General features: G+C 59.0%; 16 protein-coding genes. 11 read left to right on the top strand and 5 right to left on the bottom strand.

All coding sequences use genetic code 11. The features are described from left to right. Positions 1-26: 26 nt before the first annotated feature. On the bottom strand, positions 27-1535 hold the full coding sequence (gene putP / locus ACQG0S_RS07875; RefSeq protein ID WP_022647686.1) for a sodium/proline symporter PutP: 1509 nt from the start codon (positions 1533-1535) through the stop codon (positions 27-29). Positions 1536-1957: 422 nt separating this feature from the next. Between putP and putA the strand changes: the two genes are divergently transcribed. After that, entirely contained in the window at positions 1958-5920 is a 3963-nt protein-coding gene (gene putA, locus ACQG0S_RS07870; RefSeq protein ID WP_048965881.1) for a trifunctional transcriptional regulator/proline dehydrogenase/L-glutamate gamma-semialdehyde dehydrogenase, read from the top strand. Between the two features lie 101 nt (positions 5921-6021). Continuing rightward, positions 6022-6417 (top strand): lysozyme inhibitor LprI family protein, encoded by a 396-nt coding sequence (locus ACQG0S_RS07865; RefSeq protein ID WP_022647684.1) that lies wholly within the window; start codon positions 6022-6024, stop codon positions 6415-6417. On the opposite strand, the gene rutR is transcribed toward ACQG0S_RS07865, so the two are convergent. After that, positions 6414-7052, bottom strand: a complete 639-nt coding sequence (gene rutR / locus ACQG0S_RS07860; RefSeq protein ID WP_022647683.1) for an HTH-type transcriptional regulator RutR — start codon at positions 7050-7052, stop codon at positions 6414-6416. The two genes, ACQG0S_RS07865 and rutR, sit on opposite strands and share 4 nt — an antisense overlap. 245 nt (positions 7053-7297) lie before the next feature. On the opposite strand from rutR, the gene rutA reads away from it, so the two are divergent. The 7 genes from rutA to rutG are packed head-to-tail and all read left to right on the top strand — an operon-like array spanning position 7298 to position 12726. Continuing rightward, the gene (gene rutA / locus ACQG0S_RS07855; RefSeq protein WP_048965880.1) at positions 7298-8389 is read left to right on the top strand and encodes a pyrimidine utilization protein A; all 1092 of its coding nucleotides are present in this window, start codon (positions 7298-7300) and stop codon (positions 8387-8389) included. Next, positions 8389-9078, top strand: coding sequence for a pyrimidine utilization protein B (gene rutB / locus ACQG0S_RS07850; RefSeq protein WP_022647681.1), 690 nt, complete (start codon positions 8389-8391; stop codon positions 9076-9078). Before rutA ends, rutB begins: the two co-directional genes overlap by 1 nt. An 11-nt stretch (positions 9079-9089) precedes the next feature. Next, positions 9090-9476 carry a pyrimidine utilization protein C gene (gene rutC, locus ACQG0S_RS07845; RefSeq protein ID WP_015570870.1) on the top strand — a complete coding sequence of 129 codons (387 nt, stop codon included), beginning with the start codon at positions 9090-9092 and terminating at the stop codon, positions 9474-9476. Between the two features lie 7 nt (positions 9477-9483). Then, entirely contained in the window at positions 9484-10284 is an 801-nt protein-coding gene (gene rutD / locus ACQG0S_RS07840; protein WP_022647680.1) for a pyrimidine utilization protein D, read from the top strand. Positions 10285-10293: 9 nt separating this feature from the next. Beyond that, complete coding sequence (locus tag ACQG0S_RS07835; RefSeq protein ID WP_022647679.1) at positions 10294-10884, top strand: malonic semialdehyde reductase; 591 nt, start codon at positions 10294-10296, stop codon at positions 10882-10884. 9 nt (positions 10885-10893) lie between these two features. Further along, positions 10894-11388 carry an NADH-dependent FMN reductase RutF gene (gene rutF, locus ACQG0S_RS07830; RefSeq protein ID WP_023299762.1) on the top strand — a complete coding sequence of 165 codons (495 nt, stop codon included), beginning with the start codon at positions 10894-10896 and terminating at the stop codon, positions 11386-11388. Between the two features lie 21 nt (positions 11389-11409). Beyond that, the gene (gene rutG / locus ACQG0S_RS07825; protein WP_048965879.1) at positions 11410-12726 is read left to right on the top strand and encodes a pyrimidine utilization transport protein G; all 1317 of its coding nucleotides are present in this window, start codon (positions 11410-11412) and stop codon (positions 12724-12726) included. Between the two features lie 101 nt (positions 12727-12827). Here rutG and ACQG0S_RS07820 read toward each other — a convergent pair whose 3' ends face one another. Next, entirely contained in the window at positions 12828-13748 is a 921-nt protein-coding gene (locus tag ACQG0S_RS07820; protein ID WP_048965878.1) for a DMT family transporter, read from the bottom strand. A 117-nt stretch (positions 13749-13865) separates the two neighbouring features. Next, the gene (locus ACQG0S_RS07815; protein WP_048965877.1) at positions 13866-14036 is read right to left on the bottom strand and encodes a general stress protein; all 171 of its coding nucleotides are present in this window, start codon (positions 14034-14036) and stop codon (positions 13866-13868) included. A gap of 391 nt (positions 14037-14427) precedes the next feature. On the opposite strand from ACQG0S_RS07815, the gene wrbA reads away from it, so the two are divergent. Beyond that, positions 14428-15024, top strand: a complete 597-nt coding sequence (gene wrbA / locus ACQG0S_RS07810) for an NAD(P)H:quinone oxidoreductase (protein ID WP_022647675.1) — start codon at positions 14428-14430, stop codon at positions 15022-15024. Between the two features lie 18 nt (positions 15025-15042). After that, entirely contained in the window at positions 15043-15270 is a 228-nt protein-coding gene (locus tag ACQG0S_RS07805) for a YccJ family protein (protein WP_022647674.1), read from the top strand. A gap of 32 nt (positions 15271-15302) precedes the next feature. Here the strand turns inward: ACQG0S_RS07805 and agp are convergent, their stop codons facing one another. After that, the gene (gene agp / locus ACQG0S_RS07800) at positions 15303-16544 is read right to left on the bottom strand and encodes a bifunctional glucose-1-phosphatase/inositol phosphatase (protein ID WP_045622221.1); all 1242 of its coding nucleotides are present in this window, start codon (positions 16542-16544) and stop codon (positions 15303-15305) included. Between the last annotated feature and the right edge of the window lie 38 nt (positions 16545-16582).

Raw genomic sequence — 16582 nt, 5'->3', positions numbered from 1 at the left:
GGGAGAGGGTTAGGGTGAGAGGGAAATTACTCAGCCTGGAGCTTAGACGGCGGCGCTGAGTGGTAATGCGCATCCGCTTCCGCAAAGCGCTTCTGCATAGATGCAGACGGCGCTTTACCCAGCAGGCTAAACACCACAATACCGAGGCTGCCGAAGATGAAGCCCGGGATAATTTCGTACAGGCCCAGCCACGCGAACTGTTTCCAGACGATAACGGTAACCGCACCGATAATCATCCCCGCCAGCGCGCCGTTGCGGGTCATGCGTGACCACAGAACGGAGAACAGCACCACCGGACCAAATGCGGCGCCAAAGCCCGCCCACGCGTAGCTCACCAGCCCCAGCACGCGGTTTTCCGGGTTAGCCGCCAGCGCAATCGCCACCAGCGCCACCAGCAGCACCATAAAACGCCCTACCCACACCAGCTCTTTCTGGCTCGCGCCCTTACGCAGGAACGCTTTGTAGAGGTCTTCGGTGATGGCACTGGAGCACACCAGCAGCTGACAGCTCAGGGTGGACATGACTGCCGCCAGGATCGCGGAGAGCAGGATACCGGCAATCCACGGGTTGAACAGGATCTGCGCCAGCTCGATGAACACGCGCTCGGCGTTCTGGTTCACCGCGCCCGCCTGCGCCGGGTTGTTATTGAAGTAGGCGATACCGAAGAAACCGACCGCGCACGCCCCCGCCAGACACAGGATCATCCACGTCATGCTGATGCGACGCGCGTGAACGATGGTGTGGTGAGAATCCGCCGCCATAAAGCGCGCCAGAATGTGCGGCTGACCGAAGTAGCCCAGGCCCCATCCCATCAGGGAGACGATGGCCACGAAGTTCAGCCCTTTCAGCATATCGACGTTTTCGATGCTCTTCTGCTTGATCACTTCCAGCGATTCGCCAAAGCCGCCGACGGTAAAAATCACAATTATCGGGGTCAGGATCAGGGCGAAAATCATCAGACTCGCCTGCACGGTATCGGTCCAGCTTACCGCCAGGAATCCGCCCACGAAGGTATAGAGGATGGTCGCGGCCGCACCGGCCCACAGCGCCGTTTCATAGCTCATGCCGAAGGTGCTTTCGAACAGGCGCGCGCCCGCCACAATGCCGGAGGCACAGTAGATGGTGAAGAACAGCAGGATCACCACCGCAGAGATAATACGCAATATGCGGCTGTTATCTTCAAAGCGTCCGGTGAAGTAATCCGGCAGCGTCAGGGCGTTGTTGTTGGCTTCGGTATGCACACGCAGACGGCCTGCTACCAGCTTCCAGTTGATCCATGCGCCAACGGTCAGGCCGATGGCGATCCAGCTTTCGGAGATACCGGAGATGAAAATCGCGCCCGGCAGCCCCATCAGCAGCCAGCCGCTCATGTCGGATGCGCCCGCTGAGAGTGCGGTGACCATCGGGCCCAAGCTGCGCCCGCCGAGGATGTAGTCGTCAAAGTTTTTAGTGGAACGCCATGCCAAAAACCCTATCAGGATCATGCCAAAAATATAAACGAGAAATGTCACCAGCATCGGTGTGCTAATAGCCATTCAAATTCTCCAAAATGTCGAGCGACAGCCGTCCGGGCTGCCTTGTTATGTCATCACCGGAACGTAGTGATGTGTGTATGTGTTTCCGTTGGGCGCGCTATCCTGCCGTATACGCATCCCACTGACAAACGATTTAACACTGCATTTACATGAATTTCATCCCTGGTTTTATACGTCTTTCCTATAGGTTGCACTCGCTCACGCTTTTATGGGTTGCACCTTTAAAAAGTGTTAAGCACCGCATAAAAACTGGGCTCAGAAACCGCCGCGCGTTCTTTTTCACAGCTAACTAATCGTTAACAATCCATTCATTTTCCAGCTTGCAGACCAGGTCACATTTAACACGGTTGCACAAAGTTGCAACATGGTGGATATTTCACGCTATCAACAGAACGCTATTACAGAACAACAGGAGTTTTGGCATGGGGATGACCACCATGGGGGTTAAGCTGGATGACGCTACCCGCGAACGGATTAAAACCGCTGCGACCCGTATCGACCGCACGCCGCACTGGTTAATCAAGCAGGCGATTTTTAACTATCTGGAAAGACTGGAGAGTGAAGAAGGTCTGCCGGAGCTGCCTGCCCTGCTGGCGGGCGCTGCGAACGAAGGCGAAGAGGCCGCGACGGCCGCTGATGAGAACCACCAGCCGTTCCTGGAATTTGCCGAGCAGATCCTGCCGCAGTCCGTCAGCCGCGCCGCCATTACCGGCGCCTATCGCCGTGCCGAAACCGACGCCGTGCCGATGCTGCTGGAGCAGGCGCGCCTGCCGGAAGCCGTTGCCGCTCAGGCGCACAGCCTGGCGTATCAGCTCGCCGACAAGCTGCGTAATCAGAAAACCGCCAGCGGACGCGCCGGCATGGTGCAGGGTCTGTTGCAGGAGTTCTCCCTCTCCTCGCAGGAAGGCGTGGCGCTGATGTGTCTGGCGGAAGCGCTGCTGCGTATCCCAGATAAAGCCACCCGCGATGCCCTGATCCGCGACAAAATCAGCAACGGCAACTGGCACTCCCACATTGGCCGCAGCCCGTCCCTGTTTGTGAACGCCGCCACCTGGGGCCTGCTGTTTACCGGCAAGCTGGTCTCCACCCATAACGAAGCCAACCTGTCGCGCTCCCTGAACCGTATTATCGGCAAGAGCGGCGAGCCGCTGATCCGCAAGGGCGTGGACATGGCGATGCGCCTGATGGGCGAGCAGTTCGTCACCGGGGAAACCATTGCCGAAGCGCTGGCGAACGCCCGCAAGCTGGAAGACAAAGGCTTCCGCTACTCCTACGACATGCTGGGCGAAGCGGCGCTGACCGCCGCCGACGCGCAGGCCTACATGGTCTCTTACCAGCAGGCGATCCACGCCATCGGTAAAGCGTCCAACGGTCGCGGTATTTATGAAGGGCCAGGCATCTCTATCAAGCTTTCCGCCCTGCACCCGCGCTACAGCCGCGCGCAGTACGACCGGGTGATGGAAGAACTCTATCCGCGCCTGAAGTCCCTGACCCTGCTGGCGCGCCAGTATGACATCGGCATCAACATCGACGCCGAAGAGGCGGATCGTCTGGAGATCTCCCTCGATCTGCTGGAAAAACTGTGCTTCGAGCCGGAGCTGGCGGGCTGGAACGGGATTGGTTTCGTTATCCAGGCCTACCAGAAACGCTGCCCGTTCGTCATTGACTACCTGATTGACCTGGCCAGCCGCAGCCGTCGCCGCCTGATGATCCGTCTGGTGAAGGGTGCCTACTGGGACAGCGAAATCAAACGCGCCCAGATGGAAGGACTGGAAGGCTATCCGGTCTATACCCGCAAGGTCTACACCGACGTCTCTTACCTCGCCTGCGCGAAAAAACTGCTCGGCGTGCCGAACCTGATTTATCCGCAGTTCGCCACCCACAACGCCCACACCCTGGCAGCGATCTACAGCCTGGCGGGTCAGAACTACTATCCGGGCCAGTACGAGTTCCAGTGTCTGCACGGCATGGGTGAACCGCTGTACGAGCAGGTGACCGGTAAAGTGGCCGACGGCAAGCTGAACCGTCCGTGCCGTATTTATGCCCCGGTAGGTACCCACGAAACCCTGCTGGCCTACCTGGTGCGTCGTCTGCTGGAGAACGGGGCGAACACCTCCTTCGTTAACCGCATCGCCGATACCACCCTGCCGCTGGACGAACTGGTGGCCGATCCGGTACAGGCCGTAGAGAAGATGGCGGCGCAGGAAGGCCAGATTGGTCTGCCGCATCCGAAGATTGCCCTGCCGCGCGAGCTGTATGGTGCAGGTCGCGTCAACTCGGCGGGTCTGGATCTCGCCAACGAACACCGTCTGGCGTCGCTCTCTTCTGCCCTGCTTAACAGCGCATTGCAGAAGTGGCAGGCCAAACCGATCCTTGAGCAGTCCGTTGAAGACGGTGAAATGCAGCCGGTGATCAACCCGGCAGAGCCGAAGGATATCGTCGGCTACGTGCGCGAAGCCACAGAAGCGGAAGTGGATCAGGCTTTGGAGAGCGCGGTGAACAACGCGCCAATCTGGTTTGCCACCCCGCCGCAGGAGCGTGCCGCCATTCTGGAACGCGCGGCGGTGCTGATGGAAGATCAGATGCAGCAGCTTATCGGCATTCTGGTGCGTGAAGCGGGTAAAACCTTCAGCAACGCCATCGCCGAAGTGCGTGAGGCGGTCGACTTCCTGCACTACTACGCCGGTCAGGTGCGTGATGATTTCGACAACGAAACGCACCGTCCGCTCGGCCCGGTGGTCTGTATCAGCCCGTGGAACTTCCCGCTGGCAATCTTCACCGGCCAGATTGCCGCGGCCCTTGCCGCAGGCAACAGCGTGCTGGCAAAACCGGCAGAGCAGACTCCGCTGATTGCCGCTCAGGGCATTAACATTTTGCTGGAAGCGGGCGTACCGGCGGGCGTGGTGCAGCTGTTGCCGGGGCGCGGTGAAACGGTGGGTGCCAAACTGACCTCCGATAACCGCGTGCGCGGCGTGATGTTTACCGGTTCGACCGAAGTAGCCTCCCTGCTGCAACGCAACATCGCCACCCGTCTGGATGCGCAGGGCCGTCCAACGCCGCTGATCGCTGAAACCGGCGGCATGAACGCCATGATCGTGGACTCCTCCGCGCTCACTGAGCAGGTCGTCGTTGACGTGCTGGCCTCTGCCTTCGACAGCGCGGGTCAACGCTGTTCCGCCCTGCGCGTGCTGTGCTTACAGGATGACGTGGCTGACCACACGCTGAAGATGCTGCGCGGTGCGATGGCGGAATGCCGCATGGGCAACCCGGGCCGTCTCACCACCGATATCGGGCCGGTGATCGACGCGGAAGCCAAAGCCAACATCGAAAACCACATTCAGACCATGCGTGCCAAAGGCCGTCCGGTGTTCCAGGCGGTGCGTGAGAACAGTGAAGATGCCCGCGAGTGGCAGACCGGCACCTTCGTGCCGCCAACGCTGATTGAGCTGGCAAGCTTCGACGAGCTGAAAAAAGAGGTCTTCGGCCCGGTACTGCACGTTGTGCGCTACAACCGTAACAACCTCAACGAGCTGATCGATCAGATCAACGCCTCGGGTTACGGCCTGACGCTCGGTGTACATACTCGTATCGACGAAACCATTGCCCAGGTGACCGGCAATGCTAAAGTCGGCAACCTGTACGTCAACCGCAACATGGTTGGCGCGGTCGTGGGCGTGCAGCCGTTCGGCGGTGAAGGTCTCTCCGGCACCGGCCCGAAAGCGGGCGGTCCGCTCTATCTGTACCGTCTGCTGGCAAACCGTCCGGAAAATGCGCTGGGCGTGACGCTGGCGCGTCAGGACGCGGAATATCCGGTGGATGCGCAGGTGAAAGCCGTGCTGACCCAGCCGCTGGACGCGCTGATTAAGTGGGCAGAAAACCGCCCTGAACTGCGTGCAATTGCGCAGCAGTACGGCGAGCTGGCGCAGGCCGGTACCCAGCGCCTGCTGCCGGGTCCAACCGGTGAGCGCAACACCTGGACGCTGATGCCGCGCGAGCGTGTGCTGTGCATGGCGGATGACGAGCAGGATGCGCTGGTGCAGCTGGCAGCCGCTACAGCAACGGGCTGTGAGGTGCTGTGGCCGGAAGATGCGCTGCATCGCGACCTCGCCAAACAGTTGCCAAAAGCGGTCTCGGCTCGCATTCGCTTTGCGAAGGCCGATGCCCTGCTGACCCAGCCGTTTGACGCGGTGATCTACCACGGTGATTCCGACCAGCTGCGCGAACTGTGTGAGCAGGTTGCGGCCCGCAGCGGTGCCATCGTTTCCGTGCAGGGCTTTGCGCGCGGGGAAACCAACCTGCTGCTGGAGCGTCTGTACGTGGAGCGCTCGCTCAGCGTCAACACCGCGGCGGCAGGCGGTAACGCCAGCCTGATGACAATCGGTTAATCGTGTAAACTTTCCCCGGTGACGCTACGCTTACCGGGGCTACAAAATCACCGTAGGCCGGATAAGCGCAGCGCATCCGGCTTTTTTACACGGAGGGAATGATGAAAAGAGTATTTCTCGCAGGCGCAGCACTGCTGCTCAGCGCCAGTGCGCTTGCCGACGAGTGCGACAAAGCGACCACCCAGACAGAACTCAGTGCCTGTGCGGCAGAGCAGTACCAGGCTGCGGATAAAAAGCTCAACCAGACGTACCAGGCCGCCATCAAACGCGCGGCAGCCCCTCAGCGCGACCTGCTGAAAAAGGCGCAGCAGGCGTGGATCGCCCTGCGTGACGCAGACTGTAAATTGATGGGTTCAGGAACCGAAGGTGGCACTATTCAGCCGATGATTATCAACCAGTGCCTGACGGAGAAAACTGCGGAGCGCGAAGCCTTTCTGGCCTCGTTGATGCAGTGTGAAGAGGGCAATTTAAGCTGCCCTTTCCAACCGGCTGATTAACGCACGCGGATCCCTTCAATAATCATCCGCTGCACGTTTTCCAGGGTGCTCTGGAAAAACGCCTCGTCCTGGAGCGTTTTACCGGTTACCGCCTCGACCTGGGCCGCGAAGTCAGCGTAGTGCTGGGTTGAGGCCCAAATCATGAAAATCAGATGCTGCGGATCGACGGGCGCCAGTTTTCCGCTGGCGACCCATCCGGCAATAATGGCCGATTTTTCGTCCACCAGCTGCTTTAGATCTCCCGTCAGCTCCGCCTGCAACAGCGGCGCGCCCTGTAACATCTCCAGACAAAACAGCCTCGATGCCTGGGGATAATCACGCGATACCTCCAGCTTCAGGCGTATGTACTCCTCTATCGCCACCAGCGGGGCCAGCTCTTCGCGAAATGCTTTAAGCGGTGCGAGCCAGATATCCAGGATCTGCTGCATCACCGCCACATATAGCGCCTCTTTCGACGGGTAGTAGTAGAGCAGATTGGTCTTGGACACCCCGGCCTGCTCCGCCACCTGCTCAAGGCGTGTACCGTGAATACCAAACTGCGAAAATGTCTCCAGCGCGGCGCTGAGGATCGCCTGTTTCTTGGCGCTCACCGCCTGCGAACGTTTACCGGGTGTTTTCACTGCGCCTTGTGTCATTTTCGCTCTCCATTTTCTGTCCTGCGCTCAGCATAGCAAAACCCCCGTCTCGCCACGACCTTCTGCACCCTCAGCGCGCATGAGTGCCTGTTTTCTGTGCAATGATTTTGACCACTTAGTCCACATTTTCGCTGTTAAATTTAACAGCCACCAGTTAACACCCTAATAACAAAGTATTTTTCAAAACTGGCACTCCCTTTGCAAAAACGTCGTGACACCTGCGACGTAATGAAGAGAGGTTCGTGATGAAAATTGGCGTATTTGTACCGATCGGCAACAACGGCTGGCTTATCTCGACCACGGCCCCGCAATACATGCCGACCTTTGAGCTGAATAAAGCCATCGTGCAGAAAGCGGAGCATTACCACTTCGACTTTGCGCTCTCGATGATCAAGCTGCGCGGTTTCGGCGGTAAGACCGAATTCTGGGACCACAACCTGGAGTCCTTTACCCTGATGGCGGGCCTGGCGGCGGTAACCTCGCGCATCCAGATTTACGCCACCGCCGCCACCCTTACCCTTCCCCCGGCAATCGTGGCGCGGATGGCCTCCACCATCGACTCCATCTCCGGCGGGCGCTTTGGCGTCAACCTTGTCACCGGCTGGCAAAAGCCGGAGTACGAGCAGATGGGGATCTGGCCGGGTGACGATTACTTCTCCCGTCGCTACGACTACCTGACTGAATACGTGCAGGTGCTGCGCGATCTGTGGGGCACCGGCAAAAGCGATTTCAAAGGCGACTTCTTCACCATGAACGACTGCCGCGTCAGCCCCCAGCCGTCGGTGCCGATGAAGGTGATTTGCGCCGGGCAGAGCGACGCGGGGATGGAATTCTCCGCCAAATACGCCGACTTCAACTTCTGCTTCGGCAAAGGCGTTAACACCCCTGCCGCCTTCGCGCCCACCGCGGCACGCATGAAAGCGGCCGCCGACAAAATCGGGCGCGACGTGGGCTCCTACGTGCTGTTTATGGTGATTGCCGACGAAACCGACGACGCCGCGCGCGCCAAATGGGAACGATACAAGGACGGCGCCGACGAGGAAGCCCTGAGCTGGCTGACCGAGCAGAGCCAGAAGGATACCCGCTCCGGCGCGGACACCAACGTTCGCCAAATGGCCGACCCGACGTCTGCCGTCAATATCAACATGGGCACCCTGGTTGGCTCGTATGCCAGCGTCGCCAGAATGCTCGACGAAGTGGCTGCCGTGCCCGGCGCCGAAGGCGTGCTGCTGACCTTCGATGATTTTCTCACCGGCGTGGAAACCTTCGGCGAGCGTATTCAGCCGCTGATGCAGTGCCGCGCCCACATCCCTGCCATGACGAAGGAGGTGGCGTAATGACGACCCTCAACGCTCGCCCGGAGGCCATCACCTTTGACGCGCAGCAGAGCGCGCTGATCGTGGTGGATATGCAAAACGCCTATGCCAGTAAAGGCGGGTATCTGGATCTGGCCGGGTTCGACGTCTCGGCCACGCAGCCGGTGATTGAGAATATCAAAACCGCCGTGAGCGCCGCGCGTGCTGCGGGCATGCTGATCGTCTGGTTCCAGAATGGCTGGGACGACCAGTACGTCGAAGCTGGCGGTCCCGGCTCACCCAACTTTCACAAATCCAACGCCCTGAAAACCATGCGCCAACGGCCTGAACTCCAGGGCACGCTGCTGGCGAAAGGCGGCTGGGATTATCAGCTGGTGGATGAGCTGGTACCGGAAGCTGGCGATATCGTACTGCCGAAACCGCGCTACAGCGGCTTTTTCAATACCCCGCTCGACAGCCTGCTGCGCAGCCGGGGCATTCGTCATCTGGTCTTTACGGGCATTGCCACCAACGTCTGCGTGGAGTCCACCCTGCGCGACGGCTTCTTCCTCGAGTATTTTGGCGTGGTGCTGGAAGACGCTACCCATCAGGCCGGGCCGGATTTTGCCCAGAAAGCCGCCCTGTTCAATATCGAAACTTTTTTTGGCTGGGTCAGTAACGTCAATGATTTCTGCGACGCGCTGGATCCCCCGCTCGCCCGCATCGCCTGAGGAGAACCGCTATGCCGAAATCCGTGATTATTCCGCCGGGCACCAGCACCCCGATAGCCCCGTTTGTCCCCGGTACCCTCGCCGACGGCGTGGTGTATGTCTCAGGCACGCTGCCGTTTGATAAAGACAACAACGTGGTGTTTATCGATGACCCAAAGGCGCAAACCCGCCACGTGCTGGAGACGATCAAAACCGTGATCGAAACGGCGGGTGGCACGATGGAGGACGTGACCTTCAACAGCATCTTTATCACCGACTGGAAAAACTACGCCGCGATTAACGAGATCTACGCGGAGTTTTTCCCCGGCGATAAACCGGCGCGATTTTGCATCCAGTGCGGGCTGGTAAAGCCTGAAGCGCTGGTTGAAATTGCCACCGTTGCGCACATCGCGAAGTGAGGCCGCCATGAAACTGTCCATTTCCCCGCCCCCCTTTGCGGGCGCGCCCGTGGTGGTGCTGATTGCCGGGCTCGGCGGCAGCGGGAGCTACTGGCTGCCTCAGCTCGCCGTGCTGGGGCAGGAGTATCAGGTGGTGTGCTACGACCAGCGGGGCACGGGGAATAACCCGGATACCCTGCCGGAAGACTACACCCTCGCACACATGGCCGACGAGCTCGCGCTGGCGTTAGCCGGGGCCGGGATCGCCCGTTACTGCGTGGTCGGCCACGCGCTGGGGGCGCTGGTCGGCCTGCGGCTGGCTATCGATAAGCCTGACGCCCTCACCGCGCTGGTTTGTGTCAACGGCTGGCTGACCCTCAATGCCCATACCCGACGCTGTTTTGACGTTCGCGAACGTCTGCTGCATGCGGGCGGGGCTCAGGCGTGGGTAGAGGCACAGCCGCTGTTTCTTTACCCGGCAGACTGGATGGCTGCCCGCGCTCCGCGGCTGGAGGCCGAGGAAGCGCTGGCGCTGGCCCATTTCCAGGGCAAAGCCAATCTGCTGCGCAGGCTGCATGCGCTGAAGCAGGCCGATTTCAGCCGCCACGCTGCACGCGTTCGCTGCCCCGTGCAGATTATTTGTTCCACCGACGATCTGCTGGTGCCGTCCGTCTGCTCCGCGGAACTGCACGCCGCCCTCCCGCATGCCCGCAAAACGGTCATGCGCCAGGGCGGGCATGCCTGCAACGTGACCGCGCCGGACATCTTTAACACTCTGCTGCTGAACGGGCTTGCCAGCCTGCTGCACAGCCCTGAACCCGCTTTGTAAGGAGCCTGAATGAGCGAAGCCATCACGCCCGCCGCGCTGGAAACGCTGTTTACCGGCGCACGTACCCATAACGGCTGGCTGGATATACCGGTCAGTGACGAGACGCTGCGCGAGATTTATGACCTGATGAAATGGGGGCCGACGTCCGCCAACTGCTCCCCGGCGCGCATTGTCTTTGTGCGAAGCCCGGAAGGAAAAGAGAAGCTGCGCCCGGCGCTCTCCAGCGGCAACCTTGAGAAAACGCTCACCGCCCCGGTCACGGCAATTGTCGCCTGGGACAGCGAGTTTTATGAGCGCCTGCCTGTACTGTTCCCGCACGGCGATGCCAGAAGCTGGTTTACCTCCAGCCCCGCACTGGCGGAAGAGACCGCCTTTCGCAACAGTTCGATGCAGGCCGCGTACCTGATCTTCGCCTGCCGCGCGCTCGGGCTCGACACCGGGCCGATGTCCGGCTTTGACCGGGAAAAAGTGGACGCGGCCTTTTTCACGGGCACGCTGCTTAAAAGCAATCTGCTGATTAACATCGGCTATGGCGATATGAGCAAAGTCTATGGGCGCTTACCGCGTCTGACCTTCGAAGACGCCTGCGGGCTGGCATAAGGAGCCATCATGACGACACCCGATCAACAAACCTTCCGTGATGCCATGGCCTGCGTCGGTGCGGCGGTCAATATCATCACCACCGACGGCCCTGCGGGAATGGCGGGCTTTACCGCCAGCGCGGTATGCAGCGTGACCGATTCCCCGCCCACTCTGCTGGTTTGCCTCAACCGTGGCGCGTCCGTCTGGCCGATTTTCAGCGAGAACCGCACCTTGTGCGTTAACACGCTGAGTGCCGGACAGGAGCCATTATCCAACCTGTTTGGCGGTAAAACGCCGATGGCGGAACGCTTTGCCGCTGCCCGCTGGCAGACAGGCGACACGGGCTGTCCACGTCTGGAAAATGCCCTGGCCTCGTTCGACTGCCGCATCAGCCAGGTGGTTAGCGTCGGCACCCACGACATTCTGTTTTGCGACATCGTATCCATCGTTCGCCACCCGGCACCGCAAGGGCTGGTGTGGTTCGACCGCGGCTATCACGCACTTATGCGACCCGCCTGTTAATCCGCATTCAGGAGACAGAACATGTTCGAACTTCCTCACTGGCAGTTGAAATCGACCTCCACAGAAGCAGGCGTGGTCGCGCCGGATGAAAGGCTCCCGCTCGGGCAGACAATGGTGATGGGAGTGCAGCATGCGGTCGCGATGTTTGGTGCGACGGTGCTAATGCCCATGCTGATGGGGCTGGATCCTAACCTCGCCATTTTGATGTCGGGTATGGGTACCCTGCTGTTCTTTTTTGTCACCGGCGGGCGCGTGCCCAGCTATCTGGGCTCCAGCGCCGCCTTTGTGGGAGTCGTTATTGCAGCGACCGGGTTTAACGGTCAGGGCATTAACCCCAACCTGAGCGTGGCCCTCGGCGGCATTATCGCCTGTGGGCTGGTCTACACCCTTACCGGTCTGGTGGTGATGAAAGTCGGCACGCGCTGGATCGAGCGGATGATGCCCCCCGTCGTCACCGGGGCGGTGGTGATGGCGATAGGCCTGAACCTCGCGCCGATTGCGGTGAAGAGCGTATCCGGCTCGCCGTTTGAAAGCTGGATGGCGGTGATTACGGTGCTGTGCATCGGCGTGGTGGCGGTCTTTACGCGCGGGATGATCCAGCGGCTGCTGATCCTGGTCGGGCTGATTGCGGCCTGTCTGATCTACGCGCTGCTGGCGAACGTGTTTGGTCTCGGCAAGCCGGTTGATTTCACACTGATTCACCAGGCCGCCTGGTTCGGGATGCCGCACATGACCTCGCCCACCTTTAACGCTCAGGCGATGATGCTCATCGCGCCTGTCGCGGTGATCCTGGTGGCTGAAAACCTGGGCCACCTGAAAGCCGTAGCGGGAATGACCGGGCGCAATATGGATCCGTATATGGGGCGGGCGTTTGTGGGAGACGGTCTGGCGACCATGCTCTCCGGCTCGGTCGGCGGCAGCGGCGTGACGACCTACGCGGAAAACATCGGCGTGATGGCAGTGACCAAAGTCTACTCGACGCTGGTCTTCGTGGCGGCGGCGGTGATGGCGATACTGCTCGGCTTTTCCCCAAAATTCGGCGCATTGATCCACACCATCCCGGCACCCGTGATTGGCGGCGCCTCGATTGTTGTATTTGGTCTGATTGCCGTCGCGGGGGCACGCATCTGGGTGCAGAATCATGTTGATCTGAGCCAGAACGGTAACCTGATCATGGTGGCGGTCACGCTGGTGCTGGGCGCAGGCGACTTCGCCCTGACGCTGGGCGGGTTTACGATTGGCGGGATTGGCACGGCGACCTTCGGCGCGATCCTGCTCAACGCCCTGCTTAGCCGCCGCAAAGGGGATGAAGCGCAAGCGGAAGCCATCACCCCATGAACCTGAAATAGCCGGGTGACGCTACGCTTACCCGGCCTACATGCCAATTGTAGGCCCGTGCAAGCGAAGCGCCGCCGGGCAAACGGGCAGCGTGCGCGTTGTTAGCTATCTGCCCCTTGTTCAGTGCTCAACCCGGCAATCGACTTACGTCGTTTTTTTAACTTTAACTCGCTCACCAGCACCCCGGCGACAATAAACGCCGCGCCCACCAGCGCCAGCAGCGGCAGACGCTCACCGGCGAGTCGCCCGAAAATACCCGCCCACACCGGTTCACCGGTATAGATGACCCTCGCCCGTGTCGGAGATACGCTGCGCTGCGCCCAGTTCATGGTGACCTGAATAATGGCGCTAAAAACGCCCAGCCCCAGCGCCACGACGATAAGCCCGGTAGACATCGGCGGGACGGACTCCCCTGCCGGCACCATCGTCGCGAACGCCACCAGCGACGCGGTGGCAAGCTGCACGACCGTCACCCGCTTGACGTCCACTTTTCCTGCCCAGGCGCTAATCAAAATAATTTCTGCCGCAATGGCAACGGCCCCCACCAGCGTGATGATCTCTCCCGGCCCCAGCGCCAGCAGATTATTTCCCGGCCCGGCTAATAAAATGAGGCCGATGAACGCCAGCACGATTCCAATGCACGACATCAGGCCCGGTATTCTGCCCAGGCACAGCCACTGCAACAGCGGCACCAGCGGTACGTACATGGCGGTGATGAAAGCGGATTTACTGCTGGAGATAGACTGAAGCCCCCACGTTTGCAGGCTATAGCCCATGGCAATCGCCACGCCAATAGCGACACCCGCTTTAAGCTCTGTCAGGGTCAACCCGCGCAGGGTTTTCAGCGAAATAAGCGCCACGGCAACCGCCGCGGTTGCAAAACGCAGCCCTACAAAGAAAAACGGATCGCTCATCGTGACCGCGTACTGAACGGCAAGAAAGGTTCCGCCCCAGAACATGGTGATCAAAATCAGGATGGCTTCCTGAGGCTTAATGGAGAAAGTAAAACGGGAAACGGACATGGGACACCAGCACGAAGAATCAATCCTGTAGTGTGCGATGCCTTTGATTACAGTTCAATGTAGCAGACATAAAAAAAACCGCCGGGAAACCCGGCGGCAGAGAGTTAACCCGGCGTACTACTTGTTGCTGCCGTGGCTATTTTTACCCCCTTTTTTGCCAGCCTCTGATGCGCGCTGAGGGTCATTTTTAAAATTTCCCCCGCTAGACTGGCCACCTTTACGACCTGCTTCTGATGCTCTTTCACGGTCTTCAGCGAAATTACCTGAACCACCACGATGGTTTACCATCTCTAACCTCCAGAGTGTGAAACATTAGACATCATATTGCATTCAGTAAAAGAGGATTCTTTCACCTCGCGGCTCAAGGACAGTGCCTTTATCTGTGCCGCGTGAATCTAAGCTTAGTGTAATGCGGCTATCCGGCAAGCGAGAGGTAATATTCTGCAACATGATCTCAGCCTTTCGTATGAAATATTGAGGAGGTCATCCATAAGCCATTCTTATATTTTGAAAAATCAGCGCCGCTAAAGTTGTTTCATTTTGCTACAAAGCACGTAACGAAAAGATATTGTTATATATCAAATAAATGCCGTTCATTTTTGCAGTCTGGCCGTGATGTCATATCTTTAAAGTAACGCAGCGATCCGCTGTAAGAAAAACCAACGAGGAGTGATGCAAAATGGCAAAAGTTCTGGTGCTCTATTATTCCATGTATGGACACATTGAAACCATGGCTCACGCAGTTGCAGAAGGCGCAAACAGAGTAGACGGCGTTGAGGTTGTGGTTAAACGCGTACCGGAAACCATGCAGGCGGAAGCCTTCGCCAAAGCCGGGGGAAAAACACAAAACGCCCAGGTCGCCACCCCGCAGGAGCTCGCGGACTATGATGCCATTATCTTCGGCACCCCGACCCGCTTCGGCAATATGTCCGGCCAGATGCGCACCTTCCTCGACCAGACGGGCGGGCTCTGGGCCTCCGGCGCGTTATACGGCAAGCTGGCCAGCGTGTTCAGCTCTACCGGCACAGGCGGCGGCCAGGAGCAGACGATCACCTCAACCTGGACTACCCTTGCACATCATGGGATGGTGATTGTGCCGATTGGCTACGGCGCGCAGGAACTGTTTGATGTTTCCCAGGTTCGTGGCGGGACACCGTATGGCGCGACAACCATTGCCGGTGGGGATGGTTCACGTCAGCCAAGCAATGAAGAACTTTCGATCGCCCGCTATCAGGGTGAATACGTCGCGGGTCTTGCCAAAAAACTGAACGGCTAACCCAACAGGAGGACAAGTATGCCAACTCAAGAATCCAAAGCTCACCACGTGGGCGAATGGGCAAGTTTACGCAATACCTCTCCGGAGATTGCAGAAGCCATCTTTGAAGTCGCCAGGTATGACGAAAAGCTGGCTGAGCAGATTTGGGAAGAAGGCAACGATGAAGTGCTGGTTCGCGCCTTCGAAAAAACCGACAAAGACTCGCTGTTCTGGGGCGAGCAAACCATTGAACGTAAAAACGTCTGAATGTTCCCCCCGCCCGCGCGGGGGGTTTTCTTCTATTTCGCCGCGTTGTTCATCACCGCATTGAATTTATCGATCGGACAGAAGCCGTTGCCATCTACCGGACAGCCCTTCAGCTCCAGCGTCACGCGCTGCGCAGGAGATTGCAGCGACAGCACGCTGGCATTACGCAACTGCTCAGAACTCTGGTAGACATACTCAATTTTCATCAGCTCCTGGTTAGTGTTTTTGTCATGCCAGCGCTGGAAGACAATTTTACCGCCAATCGGGGTTCGTTCCTGCTGGTCGTGCAGCTGATACGGCCTGAAATCCAGCGCGGTCAGCAGCGAGGCAATGTTGGAGTCGTGCCCCACCAGCAGGGTAATTTTTGGCGCTTTGGCCTGTTCGGTCACCAGCGCTTTATCAATGTACTTCACCAACGGTTTAGCCACGTTCTGCGCCACGTCCGTTGAGGTAAACAGCGAGTCCTGGTAGCCGTTTTTCAGCTTCGACAGCACGCGCCACTGCTGATCGGTTTTGATTTCCCCCCATGCCACCTGGTCTGCCGGGAATCCTTCGTAATACTGTAGGGTGAACGCATCCACCAGCGAGTTACCCACTTTCAGCGGCCCGGAGACGCCCGGCTCTTTTTCATAATCGGCGCTGAACGTATCTTTCGCCTCCGTCAGGGAACAGACTTTTTTCTCCTTGCAGGACGGCGAGTCGCTATAGTTTGTCAGCTGCTCCAGCAGTTTGTAGCTTTCATCCAGCTGCATTTTCTGCCGTTCTGTCTCCATCGCTTTCAGCGCTTTCTCACGAAACTCAGGGGAATTATCGGTAATGACCGGATTGAAGGTGGGGTCCATGGTGCCCATTTTTTCCTGATGATGCACAGGCACATCGCACCCCGGGAACGCGCCGGTGATAAAGAACTGCGCGGTCGCCACGGTGCGCTGGAGGCTGTTGGCGTAGGCATAGACGGTATCCGCTTGCGGGCATTCACCCGTCTTCACCATCCCCTGCTCTGCCAGCCACTCGCGTATATAGTGACCCATATACACTTCCAGTACGCCCCCTTTGGTGGTGAGCTGTCCACCCGGGACGTCCCACTCCGGCCACTGCTTCGGCGTGGACTGCTCCAGCACGCTGCCGTTATTGGCGAGCGGCGCACGCAGGTTGTGGCGGCTCATGATGAGTACCTGTTCCAGCTGATAGCCGTCCGGTGTGTCCTGCGCCTGTGCGCCAAAGGTCACGGCAAGGGTACCTGCCACGGCAACTGCGAGTAGTGCTTTTCTCATCCCTAATTCCTCACACGTTTTTTTAATGTCGCTTTGAG

This window comes from Enterobacter cloacae complex sp. 418I7, assembly GCF_050030705.1.
In the GTDB taxonomy this organism is placed as follows: domain Bacteria; phylum Pseudomonadota; class Gammaproteobacteria; order Enterobacterales; family Enterobacteriaceae; genus Enterobacter; species Enterobacter intestinihominis.
Note: the sequence above shows the minus strand (reverse complement) of the source record. Positions and strands in the feature narration are given on the sequence as shown.